This window comes from Pseudomonas sp. BNK-15, from assembly GCF_047456105.1.
Lineage (GTDB): Bacteria > Pseudomonadota > Gammaproteobacteria > Pseudomonadales > Pseudomonadaceae > Aquipseudomonas > Aquipseudomonas putida_E.
Genome location: NZ_CP179898.1, coordinates 2,177,386 through 2,193,408, shown reverse-complemented (window position 1 = coordinate 2,193,408; position 16,023 = coordinate 2,177,386). Strand labels below are relative to the sequence as shown.

Below are 16,023 nucleotides of genomic sequence, written 5' to 3'. Positions count from 1 at the left end.
CGCCATTGCGAGGGCTTGGCCCTCGATCGCCGGCAAGCCGGCTCCCACTCGACCGCATCGGCTTCAAGCCCTGTGCAGTACCAGTAGGAGCCGGCTTGCCGGCGATTGGGCTGCAAGGCAGCCCTGGTCTTCAGCGCTTACCGCTGCGAATCATCTCCATGAAGGCCGGCATCGCCGCCTCCTTGTCTGCCACGATCCGCGCCATGTGCGGGTTTTCGTGCATTTTCTGCAGCAGCGCCTTGGCCTCAGGGAAGTCGGCGAGGAAGTCGACGTTCAGCACCTTCTTGCCTACTGCACAAGCCAGGTCGACCGAGAAGCAGAACATCAGGTCGGCAATCGTCAGTTGTTCACCAGCTACATAGGGTGCAAAACGGCCATTGCGCTTCAACGTGGCGAACCCCGCCAGCAGATCCGCACGCGCGCGCTCCTTGATCAAGGGCTCTACCGCCGCGCCAAAGAACGACTCGGCATAGCAGGTACGGGCCGGCAGCTCGATGTACAGCTCGATCTCCTTGAGCAGCTCGCGCACCTTGGCCTGCTCGAACGGATCGGCTGGCAGCAGCGCCTTACCCGGCTGGGTCTGCTCGATATAGTCGAGAATCACACCGGTTTCGCTGAGCAAGCCGTGTTCGGTCTGCAGCACCGGCACTTTGCCGCGCGGGCTGACGTCCAGCGCCTGAGCCGTCTGACCACCATAGAAGGTGACCTCTTCGAACGGCAGGCCCTTTTCCAGCAGGGCCAGCTTGACCATGTTGTAGTAGTTGCTGACCGAGAATCCGTGAAGCTTGAGCATGGGGTAACAGCCTCCAGGCCGTAGGGGGTTGGCCGGGCTTTTATAGCTCGTTACGCCAGTGCCTGACCAGCGTCATGCACCCGGTCGATGACCGGGCATTGCCGACGCGGGCATGGCACACTGTGTGCCCAATCACAGGAGTAGCGCCATGAGCGAGCCCACCGACATCGACAATGACGACGAAGCCTTCGCCGAGGCGACGCTGACCCAGGCCATCGAAAACCAGATCGAAAGCGGCGAACCGCCGGCAGCCAAGGCTACGTTCAACAAGCTGAGCCTGGTCGGCTACGAGCGCGAAGACATCCTCAACCTCATGGCCCACGTGCTGGCCATCGAGATCGACAACATGCTCGACGAGGACCGTCCGTTCAACACCGAGTGGTACGAAACCGCCCTGCGCGCTCTGCCCGAGCTGCCACCTGAGGCAGATCAAGGCGAGGACGAATAACCCGGCTACACTCCAGGGTCAGGCACCGCTGGCGGTGCCGCCATCCTCGTCTGGAAGTCAGGAGTCGCCATGTCCTTCACCCCCGAACTGATTGCTGAACTGGAAGTCCTTGCCCTGTTCAACCTGGACAGCAGCCAGGAAGGCATCAAGATTCACGCCAATGCCTCCCCCGCACTGGTCGCAGCAGCTCGACGCCTGCATGAAAAGCAATTGACCGATCAGCCCGATGGCGGTTACCTCACCAGCCTTGGGCATGACGCAGTCGAAAGCGTGCAACTGCTGCTGAACATTCTCAAGTCGCCCCAGCCGGCATAAACCTGCCCCGCCCCATCGCTGGCAAGCCGGCGATGGGGCCCGCCAAGGCGCAAGAAAAATGGCGTCAAAACTCCAATTGCCGCTTATCCGAGTGCATTACTCAGGCTAAACTCGCCAGAGCTCCCCCGGCCTGCCCTGAGTGTGCAATGACCCACCCCCACGAAATCCGCCCCGATATCGACGAAGGCATCGACCGCAAGGTGCTGGCGAAATTGCGTGCGCGGTTTCTGCAATTGAACACAGGCCGGCTACAGCGCGCCATGGATGGGCTTTCGACCCGCCAGCAACAGGTGTTGACCCTGCTACCACTGCTGTTTCACGTCAACCACCCGCTGCTGCCTGGCTATGTTTCAGGTAGCACCCCGGCCGGCGTATCGGGCTTCGAGCCCGATGCCAACCTGGTCGCCGAAGGCCAACGGCTGGCGCGATCGTTCACGTACAAGACACGCCTGGGCAACCCCAACCGCCCAATCCACGGCCTGTTCCTGATGGGCAGCCTTGGCACGCTGGCCCAGGCTGAGCAAAGCGACATCGACCTGTGGGTCTGTCATGCCCCCGGCCTGGGTGACAGCCAGCTCGATGAACTGCGACGCAAATGCCAGTTGCTCGAAACCTGGGCCGCCAGCCTGGGCGCCGAAGCACACTGCTTCCTGATCGACCCGCAAAGCTTCGCCCAAGGCCTGCGCGACAGCCAGCTGAGCTCTGACGATTGTGGCACCACCCAGCATTACCTGCTGCTCGACGAGTTCTACCGCACGGCCATCTGGCTGGCCGGGCGCACACCGCTTTGGTGGCTGGTGCCGGCGTATGAAGAGCGCAACTACAGCAGCTATACCGAAACCTTGCTGTCCAAGCGTTTCATCCGCAGCACCGATGCCCTCGATCTCGGCAACCTGGCCCACATCCCGGCCGGCGAATTCGTCGGCGCTGGCCTGTGGCAGCTGTTCAAAGGTATCGACTCACCTTACAAGTCACTGCTCAAGCTGTTGCTGACCGAGGCCTACGCCAGCGAACATCCAGCCGTGCGCTGCCTGAGCCTGGACTACAAGCAGGCGGTATTTGCCAACCACCTCGACCTCGACGCGCTCGATCCCTATGTAATGGTTTACCGGCGCATCGAACGCTACCTGCAGGCGCGCGGTGAAACCAGGCGGCTGGAGCTGGCAAGGCGCAGCCTTTACCTGAAGGTCAATAAGAAACTCAGCGGCCTGGACCGCGCACGAAGCAACGGCTGGCAGCGCCGGTTGCTCAAACGCCTGGTCGATGAGTGGGGTTGGGACGAGCGCCAACTGGCGTTGCTCGACAGCCGCAGCCAATGGAAAGTGCGTCAGGTCGCCGTGGAGCGCCGCGAGCTGGTTGCCGAGCTGAACCATAGCTACCGCTTCCTCAGCCAGTTCGCGCAAAACAACAATGCCAGCAGCCGCGCCGACCAGCGCGACCTGAATGTGCTGGGCCGGCGCCTTTATGCCGCGTTCGAGCGCCGTGCCGGCAAGATAGAAGTGATCAACCCCGGCATTGCCCCGGACCTCGCCGAGGACACCCTGACCCTGGTCCAGTCGCCGAACCGCAAGGAACCGGGCAGCCATCACTGGGGCCTGTACAACGGTAACCTCAGTGTTCACGAATGGGAGCACTTCAGCCCGATCAAACGCTGCCGAGAGCTGATCGAGCTGCTGGCCTGGGCACACCGCAACGGCGTCATCGACAGCACCACGCGCCTGGCGCTGCACCCCGGCGCCAGTGACCTGAACGAGTTCGAGCTGTTCAACCTGCTCGGCAGCCTGCAGCAGAGCATCCCTCTGCCATTGGAAACCGTCAGTGAAGTGCGCCTGTTGCAACCGAGCGTGGCCAACGAGATTCTGCTGCTGGTCAACGTCGGTGTCGATCCGTTGCAACACCATCGCGACTTGAACATCCTGATGACCACCGAGCGAACCGACTCGCTGAGCTACGCGGGCGTTCGCGAAAACCTGGTGCTGACCCTCGACCAGATTACCCTCAACAGCTGGAACGAAGTGTTGGTCCAGCGCTACGACGGCGAGCACGCCCTGGCACGTTGCCTGCGCGATTTCCTCAACAGCCTCGGCCAGCGCAGGCACCGGCCGCGCGTGCGGGTGCGCTGTTTCTGCCACAACCGCGCCCAGGCCATCAGCCAGCGGGTCGAGGAGATTTTCGACACGGTGCAGCTGTTGCTAGATCAGGGGCGCAACCACCGCTACCTGCTCCAGGTGGCGCAGCACACACACGTGCTGGAACTGCTGCCCGGCCAGGTCAGCCTGACCACCCTCGCAGAGCATGAGGCCGTACTCGAATGCCTGGGCGAAGAACGCAGCACCTACAGCCCGCTGTACCTGGATGCCAATGCCCTGCAGGACCACGACCTGCCACTGGTACTGGAAAACGCACGCCCCGGCTGCATCCAGGTGTTCTACCGCCTGCTCGAGGGCTGGGCCGACCTGTACGTGCTGGATGAGTACAATGCCCTGTGGCAGCAACGCCTGCCCTTGCACGACGAAAACCACCTGCTGCTGCCGCTGCAGCGCTTTCTGCGCTCGATGGTAATGCGCCACGACGCACGCGTGCCGCTGGACAACCTGCAGCAAGCACCATTGCAGACCCACTATGCGCAACTGCTGCCCTCGGGGCCGGGCAAGGCCCGCAGCATAGAGCCGCGGCCAACGCCAGACGACCTCAATGATCAGCCGTATTACGAGGTGCAGGCCATCCTCCAGGCCGGCACGGGCGATGACATGCATGTCACGCTCTATTGCAATCAGCAGGAGTTTTCCGAGCTTGACCATGGCGATGAGCTCTATACCGTGGTCGCCCGACAGATTCTCAGCCAGCGCCGCAGCGCCGGGCACTACCGCTGTTACATCACAGATCTTGACCTGTCCGAACTGCTCGATGACGAACGGGGCTCGACCGTCCTCTACCTGCGCTACAAGCGCGAGCTGGAGCAGGCTCTGAACGATGGCCTGGCGCAGTTGCAGGCAACCCTGGAGCCTTGAACCCTCAGAGGTCGAAATCGCCCGCAGCTTCAGGCTGGTACTCGACGGCCAGCAACTTGAGCTTGAGGGTCTTGCCCCCCGGCGCAGGCCAGTCGATCTGCTCGCCCACCGACAAGCCCAGCAGTGCGCAACCGATCGGCGCCAGGATCGATACCTTGCCTTCGCCGCCGGCATCCTTCGGATACACCAGGGTCAGGTGGTAGTCCTTGCCACTGGCTTCTTCGCGGCAGTGCACGCGCGAATTCATGGTCACAACACCAGCCGGCACCTCCTCGTGACCGACCACCTGCTCGGCGCGGTCCAGCTCGTCCTGCAGGGCGAGCACACCCGGGGTACTTTCGTCGAGGCTGTCGATCAGGCGCTCCAGACGCTGCACGTCCAATCGGGTAAGGATGAGGGAAGGCTTGGTGCTCATGATCCAGTCAGACTCCATTGAACAGTGGGTTTTCTAGGGGCAGATAAAGCAAAACCCCGCCCAGAGGGCGGGGTTTGATGAGTGCTTTGGCGTCACCGACGCATAACCCGACACTACCACAGCCGGGCAAATACTCAAGCCTGCGCGCGCAAGGCCTCGGCTTCGCGGCAAATCTGCCGGCGCCGTTCGTCGTCGGCCGAACGCCACTCACGAATGTGCTCGACATGGCGATGGCAACCGGTGCAAACGCGCTGTTCATCCAGCCGGCACACGCTGATGCACGGCGACGGCACCGCTGGGCTGACGTTGCTGTAAAGCGGCTTGGCGGGCCGCGCCTGGGCACTCATCTCAGATCTCGTCGAAGTCCAGCTTTTCGCCGGCCCGCTCCCAGACAATCCGCTCGAGCATCTCGCCCAGCAGCTCTTCGCTCTTCTCGCAGACCCACTTGCCGCTCTCTTCGTCGTAGTCGAAGTGGAAGCCACCGGAGCGGTCGGCCAGCCAAAGCTGACGCAGTGGCTCCTGGCGGCTGAAGATCAGCTGGCTGCCGTTGTCGAACTTGATGGTAAGGACGCCGGCGGAATTCTCCATGTCCAGGTCCAGGCCGCTCTCGTCGAACAGGTCTTCCAGGGCCTGTTGGGTGGCGTCGACCAGATCATGGAAACGCGCTTCGCTCAAACTCATTGCAGGAACCTCGAAATTGGCTGCGTTACAGGCAGGCCGGGCACGATACGGGCGCTTGGCGCCAGCCGCAAGCGGCGAGCTCCAAGCTGCAAGAAAAAGCACAGCGTACACCTGAGCGCTTTTTCTTGCCGCTTGCCGCTCGCCGCTTGTGGCTAATTTCTGCCCGCCCGGCGGACCGGCTCTTGCATAGGCAATCCGGCAGTCGCTCGGTATACTCGGGCGCAATACTGCATATTTCAAAGGATTTCACCCATGAAGCGCCTGATTTCCTCGCTCGCGGCGCTGGTCGCGGTTGCCTGCCTCGTTTCGGCCTGCGGTCAGAAAGGCCCCCTGTACCTGCCAGAAGACGGCAAGGACGGCAAGGGCAGCCAGAAGTCGCATCAGCACCAGCACGCTCAGCCTGTCCAGCCACAGGATGAGCAGCCAATCGAGCCCGAGCAAACGCCAGAGCAGTAAGGAAATCAGATGAACGCTTTCAATTACCGCGACGGTGAACTGTTCGCGGAGGGCGTGGCCCTGTCGGCCATCGCCGAACGTTTCGGCACCCCCACCTACGTGTACTCGCGCGCCCACATCGAGGCCCAGTACCGCAGCTATACCGATGCCCTGCAAGGTGTCGAGCACCTGGTGTGCTTCGCGGTCAAGGCCAACTCCAACCTTGGCGTGCTGAACGTTCTGGCTCGCATGGGCGCAGGCTTCGACATCGTTTCCGGCGGTGAGCTGGAGCGGGTACTGGCCGCCGGCGGGCGGGCTGACCGTGTGGTGTTCTCCGGCGTCGGCAAGACCCGCGCAGACATGCGCCGGGCGCTGGAAGTCGGCGTTCATTGCTTCAACGTCGAATCCACCGACGAACTGGAGCGCCTGCAGGTGGTTGCCGCCGAGATGGGCAAGGTTGCCCCGGTCTCGCTGCGGGTCAACCCGGACGTCGATGCCGGCACCCACCCGTACATTTCCACCGGCCTCAAAGAGAACAAGTTCGGCATCGCCATCGCCGACGCCGAAGCCATCTACGTGCGTGCCGCGCAGCTGCCCAACCTGGAAGTGGTCGGTGTCGACTGCCACATCGGCTCGCAGCTGACCACCGTAGAGCCCTTCCTCGACGCCCTCGACCGCCTGCTGGACCTGGTCGACCGCTTGGCCGATTGCGGCATCCACCTGCGCCACCTGGACCTGGGCGGCGGTGTTGGCGTGCGCTATCGCGACGAAGAGCCGCCACTGGTAGCCGATTACATCAAGGCCATCCGCGAGCGCGTCGGCGGTCGTGACCTGGCCCTGGTGTTCGAGCCAGGCCGCTACATCGTAGCCAACGCCGGTGCCCTGCTGACCCGCGTGGAATACCTCAAGCACACCGAACACAAAGACTTCGCCATCATCGATGCGGCGATGAACGACCTGATCCGCCCAGCCCTGTACCAGGCCTGGATGGGCGTCAGCGCGGTCACCCCACGTGAGGGCGAAGGCCGTGCCTACGACCTGGTCGGGCCAATCTGCGAAACCGGCGACTTCCTCGCCAAGGACCGCCAGTTGAACCTGGCCGAAGGTGACCTGCTGGCCGTGCAGTCCGCGGGCGCCTATGGTTTCGTCATGAGCTCGAACTACAACACCCGTGGCCGTTGTGCGGAAATCCTGGTCGACGGCGATCAGGCTTTCGAAGTCCGCCGTCGCGAGACCATCGCCGAACTGTACGCTGGCGAAAGCCTGCTACCGGAGTGACCCCATGCTTCTGCGTTTTACCAAGATGCATGGGCTGGGCAATGACTTCATGGTCCTGGACCTGGTCAGCCAGCACGCACATATCCAGCCCAAGCACGCCAAGCAATGGGGCGACCGCCACACCGGCATCGGCTTCGACCAGCTGCTGATCGTCGAGGCACCGAACAATCCGGAAGTGGATTTCCGCTACCGGATCTTCAATGCCGACGGTTCGGAAGTGGAGCAATGCGGCAACGGTGCGCGCTGCTTCGCACGGTTCGTGCTGGACAAACGCTTGACCGCGAAAAAGCGCATCCGTGTTGAAACCAAGGGCGGCATCATCGAGCTGGACGTGCAGAACGACGGCCAGGTGTGTGTCGACATGGGCCCGCCGCGCTTCATTCCCGCCGAAATCCCATTCGTCGCTGATGAGCAGGCGCTCAATTACCCGCTGGAAGTCGACGGCGAGTTGCACTCTATTGCTGCCGTGTCCATGGGTAACCCGCATGCCGTGCTGCGCGTCGATGACATACGTACTGCGCCGGTTCATGGCCTGGGCCCGAAAATCGAGAACCACCCACGCTTCCCGCAGCGGGTGAACGCCGGTTTCCTCCAGGTCGTTGACCGCCACCGCGCCAACCTGCGGGTATGGGAACGTGGCGCTGGCGAGACCCAGGCCTGCGGCACCGGTGCCTGTGCAGCAGCCGTGGCAGCCATCAGCCAGGGCTGGATGGACTCTCCGGTGTCCCTGGACCTGCCTGGTGGGCGCCTGCACATCGAGTGGGCCGGCCCCGGCACGTCCGTGTTGATGACTGGCCCAGCCGTACGCGTCTACGAAGGACAGGTTCGTCTCTAAGCGAGTAACCGCCATGACCGATCAGCCCAAGGTTGTACCCCAGCAGTCCAGTGAGCTCGATGCCGAAGCGGTGGTCGCCTACCTGCGCGCCCACCCGACCTTTTTCGCCGAACACGACGAACTGCTGGTCGAGCAACGTATCCCTCACCAGCGTGGCGACAGCGTGTCGCTGGTGGAACGCCAGCTCAAACTGCTACGCGATCGCAACATCGAGATGCGCCATCGCCTGTCGCAACTGATGGACGTGGCCCGGGACAACGACCGGCTGTTCGAAAAGACTCGCCGGCTGATCCTCGACCTGCTCGATGCCGGCAGCCTGGAAGAAGTGGTCATGGCGGTCGAAGACAGCCTGCGCCAGGAGTTCCAGGTCCCGTTCGTCAGCCTGATCCTGTTCGGTGACCATGCAGCGCCGGTCGGCCGTTGGGTCAGTAATGCCGAGGCCCAGCAGGCCATCGGCGGGCTGCTGGGCGGCGGCAAGACAGTCAGTGGCAACCTGCGTGAGCACGAACTGGCCTTCCTGTTCGGTGAGGAGCAGCACCATGAAGTGGGCTCCAGCGCCGTCGCTGCCCTGGAGTACCAAGGGTTGCACGGCGTGCTGGCAATAGGCAGCCGCGACCCGCAACACTACAAGAGCAGCGTCGGCACCCTGTTCCTTGGCTACATCGCCGAAGTGCTCGGCCGCGTGGTCCCGCGCGTTACCCAGCCCCTGCGCCCGGTGCGCTGATGGAACGCCAGCTGGAGGCTTATTGCGCCCACCTGCGCAACGAGCGCCAGGTGTCCGAACACACACTGCTGGCCTACCGCCGCGACCTCGAAAAGGTCATCGAATACTGCAACACCCAAGGCATCGCGGGCTGGGGCGCCTTGCAGATCCAGCAACTGCGCCAACTGATCGCCCGCCAGCATCATCAGGGGCAGTCCTCGCGCAGCCTGGCGCGGCTACTGTCGGCGGTACGCGGGTTGTATCGCTACCTGAACCGTGAAGGCCTTTGCCAGCACGATCCCGCCAGCGGCCTGAGCGCGCCCAAGGGCGAGCGCCGGCTGCCCAAGGTGCTGGACACCGACCGCGCCCTGCAACTGCTCGACGGCGGCGTGGACGACGACTTCATCGCCCGCCGCGACCAGGCCATCCTCGAACTGTTCTATTCCTCTGGCCTGCGCCTGTCCGAGCTGACCAACCTCGACCTTGAGCACCTGGACCTTGCTGCCGGCCTGGTACAGGTGCTCGGCAAAGGTGGCAAGGCGCGCGTGCTGCCCGTCGGCCGCAAGGCGCGCGAAGCCATGCAGCAATGGTTGCGGCTGCGCGGCATCGGCGGCCCGCGTGACGGCGCCGTCTTCATCAGCCGCCAAGGCAATCGCCTGGGGCCACGGGCTATCCAGATGCGGGTCAAGGCAGCCGGTGAACGCGAACTGGGCCAGCACCTGCACCCGCACATGCTTCGCCATTCATTCGCCAGCCATGTGCTGGAATCGTCCCAGGACCTGCGGGCGGTGCAGGAAATGCTCGGCCATGCCGACATCAGCACCACGCAGATCTACACCCACCTGGACTTCCAGCACCTGGCCGCGGTGTACGACAGCGCCCACCCACGGGCCAAACGCAGCAAAGGCACAGACTCATGAGCATCAAGCTGATCACGTTCGACCTTGACGACACCCTGTGGGACACCGCGCCAGTGATTGCCAGCGCGGAAGTCGTGCTGCGCGACTGGCTGCAGGCCAACGCTCCCATACTTGGCGGCGTGCCGGTGGAACACCTGTTCGCCATCCGCGAACGTCTGGTGCAGGCCGAGCCGGGCCTCAAGCACCGTATCAGCGCCTTGCGCCGGCGCGTGCTGTTCCATGCGCTGGAAGAGGTGGGATACAGCGAAAAGCACGCTCAGGAGCTGGCCAACGAAGGGTTTGAGGTGTTCTTGCATGCCCGACATCAGGTCGAGGTGTTCCCCGAAGTGCAGCCGGTGCTGGAAATTCTGCGCCACCACTACACCCTGGGCGTGGTCACCAATGGCAATGCCGACGTACGCCGCCTGGGCCTGGCCGATTACTTCCGCTTCGCCCTGTGCGCCGAGGACCTGGGGATAGGCAAACCAGACCCGGCGCCCTTCATCGAAGCGCTGAAGCGTGGCGAAGTAGAGGCCAGTGCCGCCGTGCATGTTGGCGATCACCCCGGTGATGACATTGGCGGCGCCCAGCGCGCAGGCTTGCGTGCGGTGTGGTTCAACCCCCAGGGCAAGGCCTGGTTGGGGGAAGCGGCGCCGGATGCCGAAGTCCAGCGCCTGTCGCAGCTGCCCGACATACTTGCGCGCTGGCGCTGACAGGGGCCGCTTTGCGGCAGTGAAACCAGTAGCCACAAAAAAGCCCGCAGCGACGGCGGGCTTTTTGGTGTTCAGCCACTCAGATAGGGCGGCTGCCGTACTTGTTGTCCGGCTTCTTGGGCGGGTCGGCGACTACGTTGGCCTCGACTTCCTGCACCTTGCCACCGCGCGAAAGGAATTCTTCCATCGCTTTGGCCAGGGCATCACGCTCCTTTTGCTTGGCTTCCATGCTCGGCATCTCGTCTACCGAGACAGCCGCCTTGGATTTGCCCTTGGCAACCGGTGCCGGGCTGCTGTCGTCATCGCCAGCGTCTTCGGCGCCATCGCCAGCCGCAGCGTCGAGGCTATCATCAGCCTCGTCTTCGTCGCCTACTTCGAGGTCATCATTTTCCAGATCGTCGTCGCTCATGTTCTACCTCATGACTTGCGAAAAGCAGGTTAGTTATAGACCAGTGCAGCCGTAGACCGGCAGCCACCAGTGAAAATTCAACTGGCCGTGGGTTGGCCACTGCCCTTGGGACGGCACTCCTGATGGGACGCCCCGCCCGGCAGGCCCTGCTCCTGGCAGGACCTGACAAAACCTTGCAGCCCTTGCTGGCCACACGCTATTGGCAAGCCTAGCAAAGGCTGACGAAGCGTGCGGACAACTCGTGCAACACCTCTCGGCGCGCATTCTAGCGCGCCCGTGGAAAAAGCAAAGCTCCATAAACGCCCTGCTTGTTGTAAGTTTTTGGCTTACGTCGCGAACGTGACTGATAAACCGTTTGCTCTGCGGGAAATGGCAAAAAACAGGCAAAAAAAATGCCCGGCAAGCCGGGCAAGTTTTTCCAGCGTCGCAGTTACAGGTTGTAACCGCGTTCGTTGTGTTGAGCCAGGTCGAGGCCGACCGACTCGTCTTCTTCGTTGACCCGCAGGCCCATCACCACGTCCAGCACCTTGAGGATCACGTAGGTGACGATGGCGGTGTAGACCACGGTGAAAATCACGCCCTTGGCCTGGATCCAGACCTGCGCACCGATATCGGTGACCGCGCCGAAGCCGCCCAGGGCCGGTGCCGCGAACACACCGGTGAGGATGGCACCGATGATGCCGCCGATGCCATGCACGCCGAAGGCATCCAGGGAGTCGTCATAACCCAGCTTGCGCTTGAGGCTGGTAGCGCAGAAGTAGCAGAGCACGCCAGACACCAGGCCAATCACCAGGGCGCCCATCGGGCCCACGGTGCCGGCAGCCGGGGTGATGGCAACCAGGCCGGCGACCACACCCGAGGCGATGCCCAGGGCGCTAGGTTTGCCGTGGCCGATCCACTCGGCGAACATCCAGCCCAACGCTGCAGCAGCGGTGGCGATCTGGGTCACCAGCATGGCCATGCCGGCAGTACCGTTGGCGGCTGCAGCGGAGCCGGCGTTGAAGCCGAACCAACCGATCCACAGCATGGCTGCGCCCATCAGGGTGTAGCCCAGGTTGTGCGGGGCCATCGGGGTGGTCGGGTAGCCTTTGCGCTTGCCCAGTACCAGGCAGCAGACCAGGCCGGCGATACCGGCGTTGATGTGCACCACGGTGCCGCCAGCGAAGTCGAGCACGCCCCAGTCCCACATCAGCGCGCCATCACCGCTCCAGACCATGTGCGCGATCGGTGCGTAGACCAGGGTGAACCAGATGCCCATGAACACCAGCATCGCCGAGAACTTCATGCGTTCGGCGAAGGCACCCACGATCAGCGCCGGGGTGATGATGGCGAAGGTCATCTGGAAGGTAATGAAGACCGCTTCAGGGAACAGTGCGGCAGCCGACGTCAGGCCGTCCGGCGTTACGCCGCTGAGGAACGCCTTGGAGAAGCCGCCGACGAAGGAATTGAAGTTGAGCACGCCCTTTTCCATACCAGTGGTATCGAAGGCCATGCTGTAACCGTAAACGACCCAGAGAATGCTCATCAGGCCGGTGATGGCAAAGCATTGCATCATCACCGAGAGTACGTTCTTCGAACGCACCATACCGCCGTAGAACAGGGCCAGGCCCGGAATGGTCATGAACAGCACCAGCGCCGTGGCAGTCAGCATCCAGGCGGTGTCACCGGAGTTCAGTACTGGGGCGGCAGCCTCCTCTGCCAGGGCGAGGCCCGGCATTACGAGGGACAATAGGGCTCCTAGCCCTGCGATCTTACGCAGAGTCATGTTGTTTTCTCCTGGGGCGTTGGGTTTGGTGAGGCTTTTTTTGGGCGCTTAGATCGCGTCGGTATCGGTTTCGCCGGTACGGATGCGGATTGCCTGCTCCAGATTCACCACGAAGATCTTGCCGTCACCGATCTTGCCGGTGTTGGCAGCCTTGGTGATGGCTTCGATCACTCGATCGAGGTCTTTGTCGTCGATGGCGACGTCGATCTTCACCTTGGGCAGGAAGTCGACCACGTATTCCGCACCGCGATACAGCTCGGTGTGACCCTTCTGCCGACCGAAGCCTTTTACTTCGGTGACGGTGATGCCCTGCACGCCGATTTCCGACAGTGACTCTCGCACGTCGTCCAGCTTGAACGGCTTGATGATGGCTGTGACTAGCTTCATGAAACTCTCTCCCGATTTGGTGGACTTGCCCCAGGAAAACAAACCCGTCTCAAGTCTAAGCGCAGCGGTTGGCTTTGTAACGCGTCGTCGGCATCCGGCTCCGCGTGCGCACTGCCTGGTCACAAGGAACTGCATCAGTGCATGGCTCGTACAGGTCTTTGCAGAAACCTTGCCAGTTCCGTTAAAGCGCCGAAAAACAGGCAGTTGCGTGGAAGAGTCAGGCTTGGCCAGTCGCCAGCACTGAAAAGATGCACAGTCTTGGTGCGCAGCATTGCGCGGGACTGCTCGAAAAATGTGCAACGGAACGCAAAACGGGCCCGTGTTACACTGCCGGCCATTTCCCGTCAGCAGTGGACAGCCGATCATGCTCGCGCCCAAAGCCCTTCTCGATGCCCTGAGCGACCAGGCCTCGCGCCTGTTCAGTGGCGATACCGCCCAGCCCCGCGCCGAACTGGAAAGCCAGTTCAAGGTGCTGATTCAAGGTGCCTTCAGCAAGCTGGACCTGGTCAGCCGTGAAGAATTCGACAGCCAGATGGTCGTATTGGCCCGCACCCGTGCGCGCCTGGAGGCCCTGGAGAAGCAGGTCGCCGAGCTGGAAGCCCGCATGGCACCCGCGGCACAGGATTAAGCTCCGCGCCCCGCCCTCACGCGGGAGCCCGTAGCCGGCCGGGCGCCTGGCTGCTTGGCTTGGGCGGCAGCTCACTGGCATGCAGGTCCCCTCGAAACAGCGTTGCGCCGCACACCGTGAACAGCGTCCTGAACAGGTTGTGCGAGTTGCGAATCCGAGCCTGAATGCCCTCGATGGCCGAATCCCCTGGCTGCAGCGCGACCGCACGGTTGGCCCACTCGATGGCCGCGAAGCGGCTCGGCTTGCGCGTACCATGCCCGTGCATCCAGGCCAGGCCTAGCTCCGCGCTGGCACGCCCGGCTATCGCGCAATCAGGGTAGTGCACCAGATCCAGCAGGTAGGCGACCGCCTCTGCGCGCTCCCGGGGGTCGCCGAACTGGCGCTGCAGAATGGCCAACTGCAAGCGGGCCTGGGCATCGAGCGCCTCGTTGCCTAGGCAATCGAGCAGCAAGCGCCTTACCGCCAGCATCGCGCTACGCTCGCTCAAGTTCTGGTCATTACGCATGCGTTGGCAGGCCAGGTCGTACTTGGCCATCTGGCTGCCTGCCTGCGCGGCACACAGCAGCCAATGCGCTGCTGCCCCAGAGTCTATGTAGTATTCCGGCGTCCCCTCGAGCCGACCGCAATGCAGCGCGTAAAGCGCGGCTGCGGCATCGGGCAACTTGCACTCGGCACACTGCCTGTACAGAAAATAAGCGGCCTCGTAATACTTGGCGGCCCAAAGCAGGCGCGCTACCTCGAGTACATCAAAGCCCAGCCCCTCGCGCCCGCACTGCCGTTTCACCGCAGCGTGCAGCCAGATACGCGCCTGCTCGGCGCATTGCCTGAAACCCCACAACCCGAACTGGTGCCCCACGGACCGCAACGCACAGGCCGCCGCTTGCCTGCGGTTTTCGCTTAACCGCTCGATGGCGATACGCAAGCTGTGCGCATCGTCTTGCACGCCATGGGCCACTACCAGGCAAACAAAGCTGTAGAACGGCTCACCAATGGCCGGTACGAAGCCCTGATCGGGGTATAGCGCCACAGAAGCGACGAAGTCGTGCATCGCACCGGGGTAATCCTTTAGCGAAAAGCGGCGAAAAGCCCCTCGCCGGGCCATGAGCGTGGCGCGTTCCTTTGGCCTGAGCTCGCGTTGCATCCACCGCTCGAAGACTCGCTGCCAAGCCGTGACTTGCTGCACCTGATCGGCAGGAGGCAGCCGGAACTGATCCTCAAGTGCCAGCCAGCGGATTGCATTACGCAGGGTTTCAGGCCAGCCCCGGCACAAAGGGCCGCTGGCCACGGCATCAATGGCCTCATAACTACCGCCCCAACGGGGTGTGAGGTAGCTGGCATAGGCCTCGACCACCTCGAAGCAGCCAGGGAACCAGTTCAAGGCATGGCGCAGCCAGTAGTCCCGCGCAGGTTCCTGCTCAGCGGGCAGGCGGGCACTCAGGCACAACGGCAGCACTTGCGGCAGCTCAACCAGCGGTGCCAGCCCATATTTGACCAGTAGCGGTGCCGCAGCCTCCTGCACTTCGACATCGGCATGGGCGCTGGGCCGAAAGCGCGCCGGCCGGCCATGAAACAGCTCCACCAGCCAGCCCGGTTCACGAAAGTGCGCACTGATCTGCAACATACCGATCGCCGCCGCTACAGGCTGCGCGCAACGCTCAATGGCCCGCAGGAAGTGCCCAGCGGCCATTTCGCAGGCCTGCTCGGCGGCCAGCCAGCGCGCTGCGGACACCTCATTGGCGGCAACCGTACCGCGAATACGGCAAGCGCGATTGAAGCAGTGAAAGCCCATGGCTACCTGCGGGTGATAAGCCTTGGGGCAGGCATCGATCCAGGCTTTGAGGCGTTGTGTGAGGGCCTTGCTGCCTTCTACATCCCAGTCGACCAGCATGTGCCCCTGAACAGCCTCAAGGTAGGCCGGGCACTCCCCTGGGCGCGCTTGCCGCCACTGCGCCTGAAGGTTATCGAAGAAATGGTTGAGTTCAGCGAACTCCTTGGCCTTTACCCGCTCCAGGATCTGCTGGCGGGTGCGAATGAGCGTTTGCACGGGCAGTACCTCAAGTCCATTTGGAGGAGATGCATTGCCATCCCTTGGCAAGGCAGTAACGGTTGAACACTAAGCCATAGCTTTGCCGGGCGCAAAGTTATTGGATCCATTGTTTGTCAGATTGTATGAAACGTAGGGTCAATGCCCTGATCTGAACAACAAGGATGAACTCTTCCTGCACCTGGCCTCTTCAACCTCATTATGCTTGCCAACACCGCAGGAAGCGGCTCCCGTCGGACAACTGCTGGAATTGGTCGCGCACCT

Annotated in this window: 18 protein-coding genes; 10 read left to right on the top strand and 8 right to left on the bottom strand. The window is 62.8% G+C overall.

From position 1 onward, the window contains the following. Nucleotides 1–130 precede the first annotated feature (130 nt). Nucleotides 131–793: a glutathione S-transferase gene (locus ACMGF5_RS10050; protein WP_046786955.1), complete on the bottom strand. Its 663-nt coding sequence runs from the start codon at nt 791–793 to the stop codon at nt 131–133. Between the two features lie 148 nt (nt 794–941). On the opposite strand from ACMGF5_RS10050, the gene ACMGF5_RS10045 reads away from it, so the two are divergent. The 3 genes from ACMGF5_RS10045 (at nt 942) to ACMGF5_RS10035 (ending at nt 4,567) form a co-directional block, all read left to right on the top strand. After that, a complete protein-coding gene (locus ACMGF5_RS10045) occupies nt 942–1,241 on the top strand; it encodes a hypothetical protein (protein ID WP_046786954.1) in 300 nt (99 codons plus the stop codon). A 69-nt stretch (nt 1,242–1,310) separates the two neighbouring features. Continuing rightward, on the top strand, nt 1,311–1,556 hold the full coding sequence (locus ACMGF5_RS10040; RefSeq protein ID WP_012312198.1) for a TIGR02647 family protein: 246 nt from the start codon (nt 1,311–1,313) through the stop codon (nt 1,554–1,556). Nucleotides 1,557–1,702: 146 nt separating this feature from the next. After that, nucleotides 1,703–4,567, top strand: coding sequence for a class I adenylate cyclase (locus ACMGF5_RS10035; protein WP_404601487.1), 2,865 nt, complete (start codon nt 1,703–1,705; stop codon nt 4,565–4,567). Nucleotides 4,568–4,571: 4 nt separating this feature from the next. On the opposite strand, the gene rnk is transcribed toward ACMGF5_RS10035, so the two are convergent. The 3 genes from rnk to cyaY all read right to left on the bottom strand — a co-directional run bounded on the left by rnk (nt 4,572) and on the right by cyaY (nt 5,663). After that, complete coding sequence (gene rnk / locus ACMGF5_RS10030; protein ID WP_012312196.1) at nt 4,572–4,982, bottom strand: nucleoside diphosphate kinase regulator; 411 nt, start codon at nt 4,980–4,982, stop codon at nt 4,572–4,574. Nucleotides 4,983–5,116: 134 nt separating this feature from the next. Further along, nucleotides 5,117–5,329, bottom strand: a complete 213-nt coding sequence (locus tag ACMGF5_RS10025) for a DUF1289 domain-containing protein (protein ID WP_039601412.1) — start codon at nt 5,327–5,329, stop codon at nt 5,117–5,119. A gap of 1 nt (nt 5,330) precedes the next feature. Further along, nucleotides 5,331–5,663, bottom strand: coding sequence for an iron donor protein CyaY (gene cyaY, locus ACMGF5_RS10020; protein ID WP_012312194.1), 333 nt, complete (start codon nt 5,661–5,663; stop codon nt 5,331–5,333). A 252-nt stretch (nt 5,664–5,915) separates the two neighbouring features. On the opposite strand from cyaY, the gene lptM reads away from it, so the two are divergent. From lptM to ACMGF5_RS09990, 6 genes are read left to right on the top strand one after another with little or no spacing between them, the layout of a single operon-like run. After that, nucleotides 5,916–6,119: an LPS translocon maturation chaperone LptM gene (gene lptM, locus ACMGF5_RS10015; protein WP_012312193.1), complete on the top strand. Its 204-nt coding sequence runs from the start codon at nt 5,916–5,918 to the stop codon at nt 6,117–6,119. A 9-nt stretch (nt 6,120–6,128) separates the two neighbouring features. Further along, a complete protein-coding gene (lysA, locus tag ACMGF5_RS10010) occupies nt 6,129–7,376 on the top strand; it encodes a diaminopimelate decarboxylase (protein WP_119688083.1) in 1,248 nt (415 codons plus the stop codon). 4 nt (nt 7,377–7,380) lie between these two features. Further along, nucleotides 7,381–8,211 (top strand): diaminopimelate epimerase, encoded by an 831-nt coding sequence (gene dapF, locus ACMGF5_RS10005; protein ID WP_046786951.1) that lies wholly within the window; start codon nt 7,381–7,383, stop codon nt 8,209–8,211. 13 nt (nt 8,212–8,224) lie between these two features. Next, on the top strand, nt 8,225–8,935 hold the full coding sequence (locus ACMGF5_RS10000; RefSeq protein ID WP_012312190.1) for a DUF484 family protein: 711 nt from the start codon (nt 8,225–8,227) through the stop codon (nt 8,933–8,935). Continuing rightward, nucleotides 8,935–9,834 carry a tyrosine recombinase XerC gene (xerC, locus tag ACMGF5_RS09995; protein ID WP_012312189.1) on the top strand — a complete coding sequence of 300 codons (900 nt, stop codon included), beginning with the start codon at nt 8,935–8,937 and terminating at the stop codon, nt 9,832–9,834. The genes ACMGF5_RS10000 and xerC overlap by 1 nt, the downstream gene beginning before the upstream one ends. Next, complete coding sequence (locus ACMGF5_RS09990; protein ID WP_046786949.1) at nt 9,831–10,526, top strand: HAD family hydrolase; 696 nt, start codon at nt 9,831–9,833, stop codon at nt 10,524–10,526. Before xerC ends, ACMGF5_RS09990 begins: the two co-directional genes overlap by 4 nt. A 79-nt stretch (nt 10,527–10,605) precedes the next feature. On the opposite strand, the gene sutA is transcribed toward ACMGF5_RS09990, so the two are convergent. The 3 genes from sutA to glnK form a co-directional block, all read right to left on the bottom strand. Beyond that, a complete protein-coding gene (gene sutA / locus ACMGF5_RS09985) occupies nt 10,606–10,935 on the bottom strand; it encodes a transcriptional regulator SutA (RefSeq protein WP_046786948.1) in 330 nt (109 codons plus the stop codon). Nucleotides 10,936–11,365: 430 nt separating this feature from the next. Continuing rightward, nucleotides 11,366–12,700, bottom strand: a complete 1,335-nt coding sequence (locus ACMGF5_RS09980; RefSeq protein WP_414157761.1) for an ammonium transporter — start codon at nt 12,698–12,700, stop codon at nt 11,366–11,368. 48 nt (nt 12,701–12,748) lie between these two features. Continuing rightward, a complete protein-coding gene (glnK, locus tag ACMGF5_RS09975; RefSeq protein WP_002555808.1) occupies nt 12,749–13,087 on the bottom strand; it encodes a P-II family nitrogen regulator in 339 nt (112 codons plus the stop codon). 364 nt (nt 13,088–13,451) lie between these two features. Between glnK and ACMGF5_RS09970 the strand changes: the two genes are divergently transcribed. Further along, the gene (locus ACMGF5_RS09970; protein WP_414157760.1) at nt 13,452–13,715 is read left to right on the top strand and encodes an accessory factor UbiK family protein; all 264 of its coding nucleotides are present in this window, start codon (nt 13,452–13,454) and stop codon (nt 13,713–13,715) included. A 16-nt stretch (nt 13,716–13,731) separates the two neighbouring features. Here the strand turns inward: ACMGF5_RS09970 and ACMGF5_RS09965 are convergent, their stop codons facing one another. Next, entirely contained in the window at nt 13,732–15,759 is a 2,028-nt protein-coding gene (locus tag ACMGF5_RS09965; RefSeq protein WP_414157759.1) for a DUF4034 domain-containing protein, read from the bottom strand. Nucleotides 15,760–16,023: the final 264 nt, after the last annotated feature.

Excerpts from the sequence above, each read along its gene's own strand:
- ACMGF5_RS10035 (WP_404601487.1), top strand. The coding sequence starts at position 1,703 with ATGACCCACCCCCACGAAATCCGCCCCGATATCGACGAAGGCATCGAC.
- xerC (WP_012312189.1), top strand. The coding sequence starts at position 8,935 with ATGGAACGCCAGCTGGAGGCTTATTGCGCCCACCTGCGCAACGAGCGC.
- glnK (WP_002555808.1), bottom strand. The coding sequence starts at position 13,087 with ATGAAGCTAGTCACAGCCATCATCAAGCCGTTCAAGCTGGACGACGTG.
- lysA (WP_119688083.1), top strand. The coding sequence starts at position 6,129 with ATGAACGCTTTCAATTACCGCGACGGTGAACTGTTCGCGGAGGGCGTG.
- ACMGF5_RS10045 (WP_046786954.1), top strand. The coding sequence starts at position 942 with ATGAGCGAGCCCACCGACATCGACAATGACGACGAAGCCTTCGCCGAG.
- cyaY (WP_012312194.1), bottom strand. The coding sequence starts at position 5,663 with ATGAGTTTGAGCGAAGCGCGTTTCCATGATCTGGTCGACGCCACCCAA.
- rnk (WP_012312196.1), bottom strand. The coding sequence starts at position 4,982 with ATGAGCACCAAGCCTTCCCTCATCCTTACCCGATTGGACGTGCAGCGT.
- sutA (WP_046786948.1), bottom strand. The coding sequence starts at position 10,935 with ATGAGCGACGACGATCTGGAAAATGATGACCTCGAAGTAGGCGACGAA.
- ACMGF5_RS09970 (WP_414157760.1), top strand. The coding sequence starts at position 13,452 with ATGCTCGCGCCCAAAGCCCTTCTCGATGCCCTGAGCGACCAGGCCTCG.
- ACMGF5_RS10025 (WP_039601412.1), bottom strand. The coding sequence starts at position 5,329 with ATGAGTGCCCAGGCGCGGCCCGCCAAGCCGCTTTACAGCAACGTCAGC.
- ACMGF5_RS10000 (WP_012312190.1), top strand. The coding sequence starts at position 8,225 with ATGACCGATCAGCCCAAGGTTGTACCCCAGCAGTCCAGTGAGCTCGAT.
- ACMGF5_RS10040 (WP_012312198.1), top strand. The coding sequence starts at position 1,311 with ATGTCCTTCACCCCCGAACTGATTGCTGAACTGGAAGTCCTTGCCCTG.
- ACMGF5_RS09990 (WP_046786949.1), top strand. The coding sequence starts at position 9,831 with ATGAGCATCAAGCTGATCACGTTCGACCTTGACGACACCCTGTGGGAC.
- lptM (WP_012312193.1), top strand. The coding sequence starts at position 5,916 with ATGAAGCGCCTGATTTCCTCGCTCGCGGCGCTGGTCGCGGTTGCCTGC.
- ACMGF5_RS10050 (WP_046786955.1), bottom strand. The coding sequence starts at position 793 with ATGCTCAAGCTTCACGGATTCTCGGTCAGCAACTACTACAACATGGTC.
- ACMGF5_RS09980 (WP_414157761.1), bottom strand. The coding sequence starts at position 12,700 with ATGACTCTGCGTAAGATCGCAGGGCTAGGAGCCCTATTGTCCCTCGTA.
- dapF (WP_046786951.1), top strand. The coding sequence starts at position 7,381 with ATGCTTCTGCGTTTTACCAAGATGCATGGGCTGGGCAATGACTTCATG.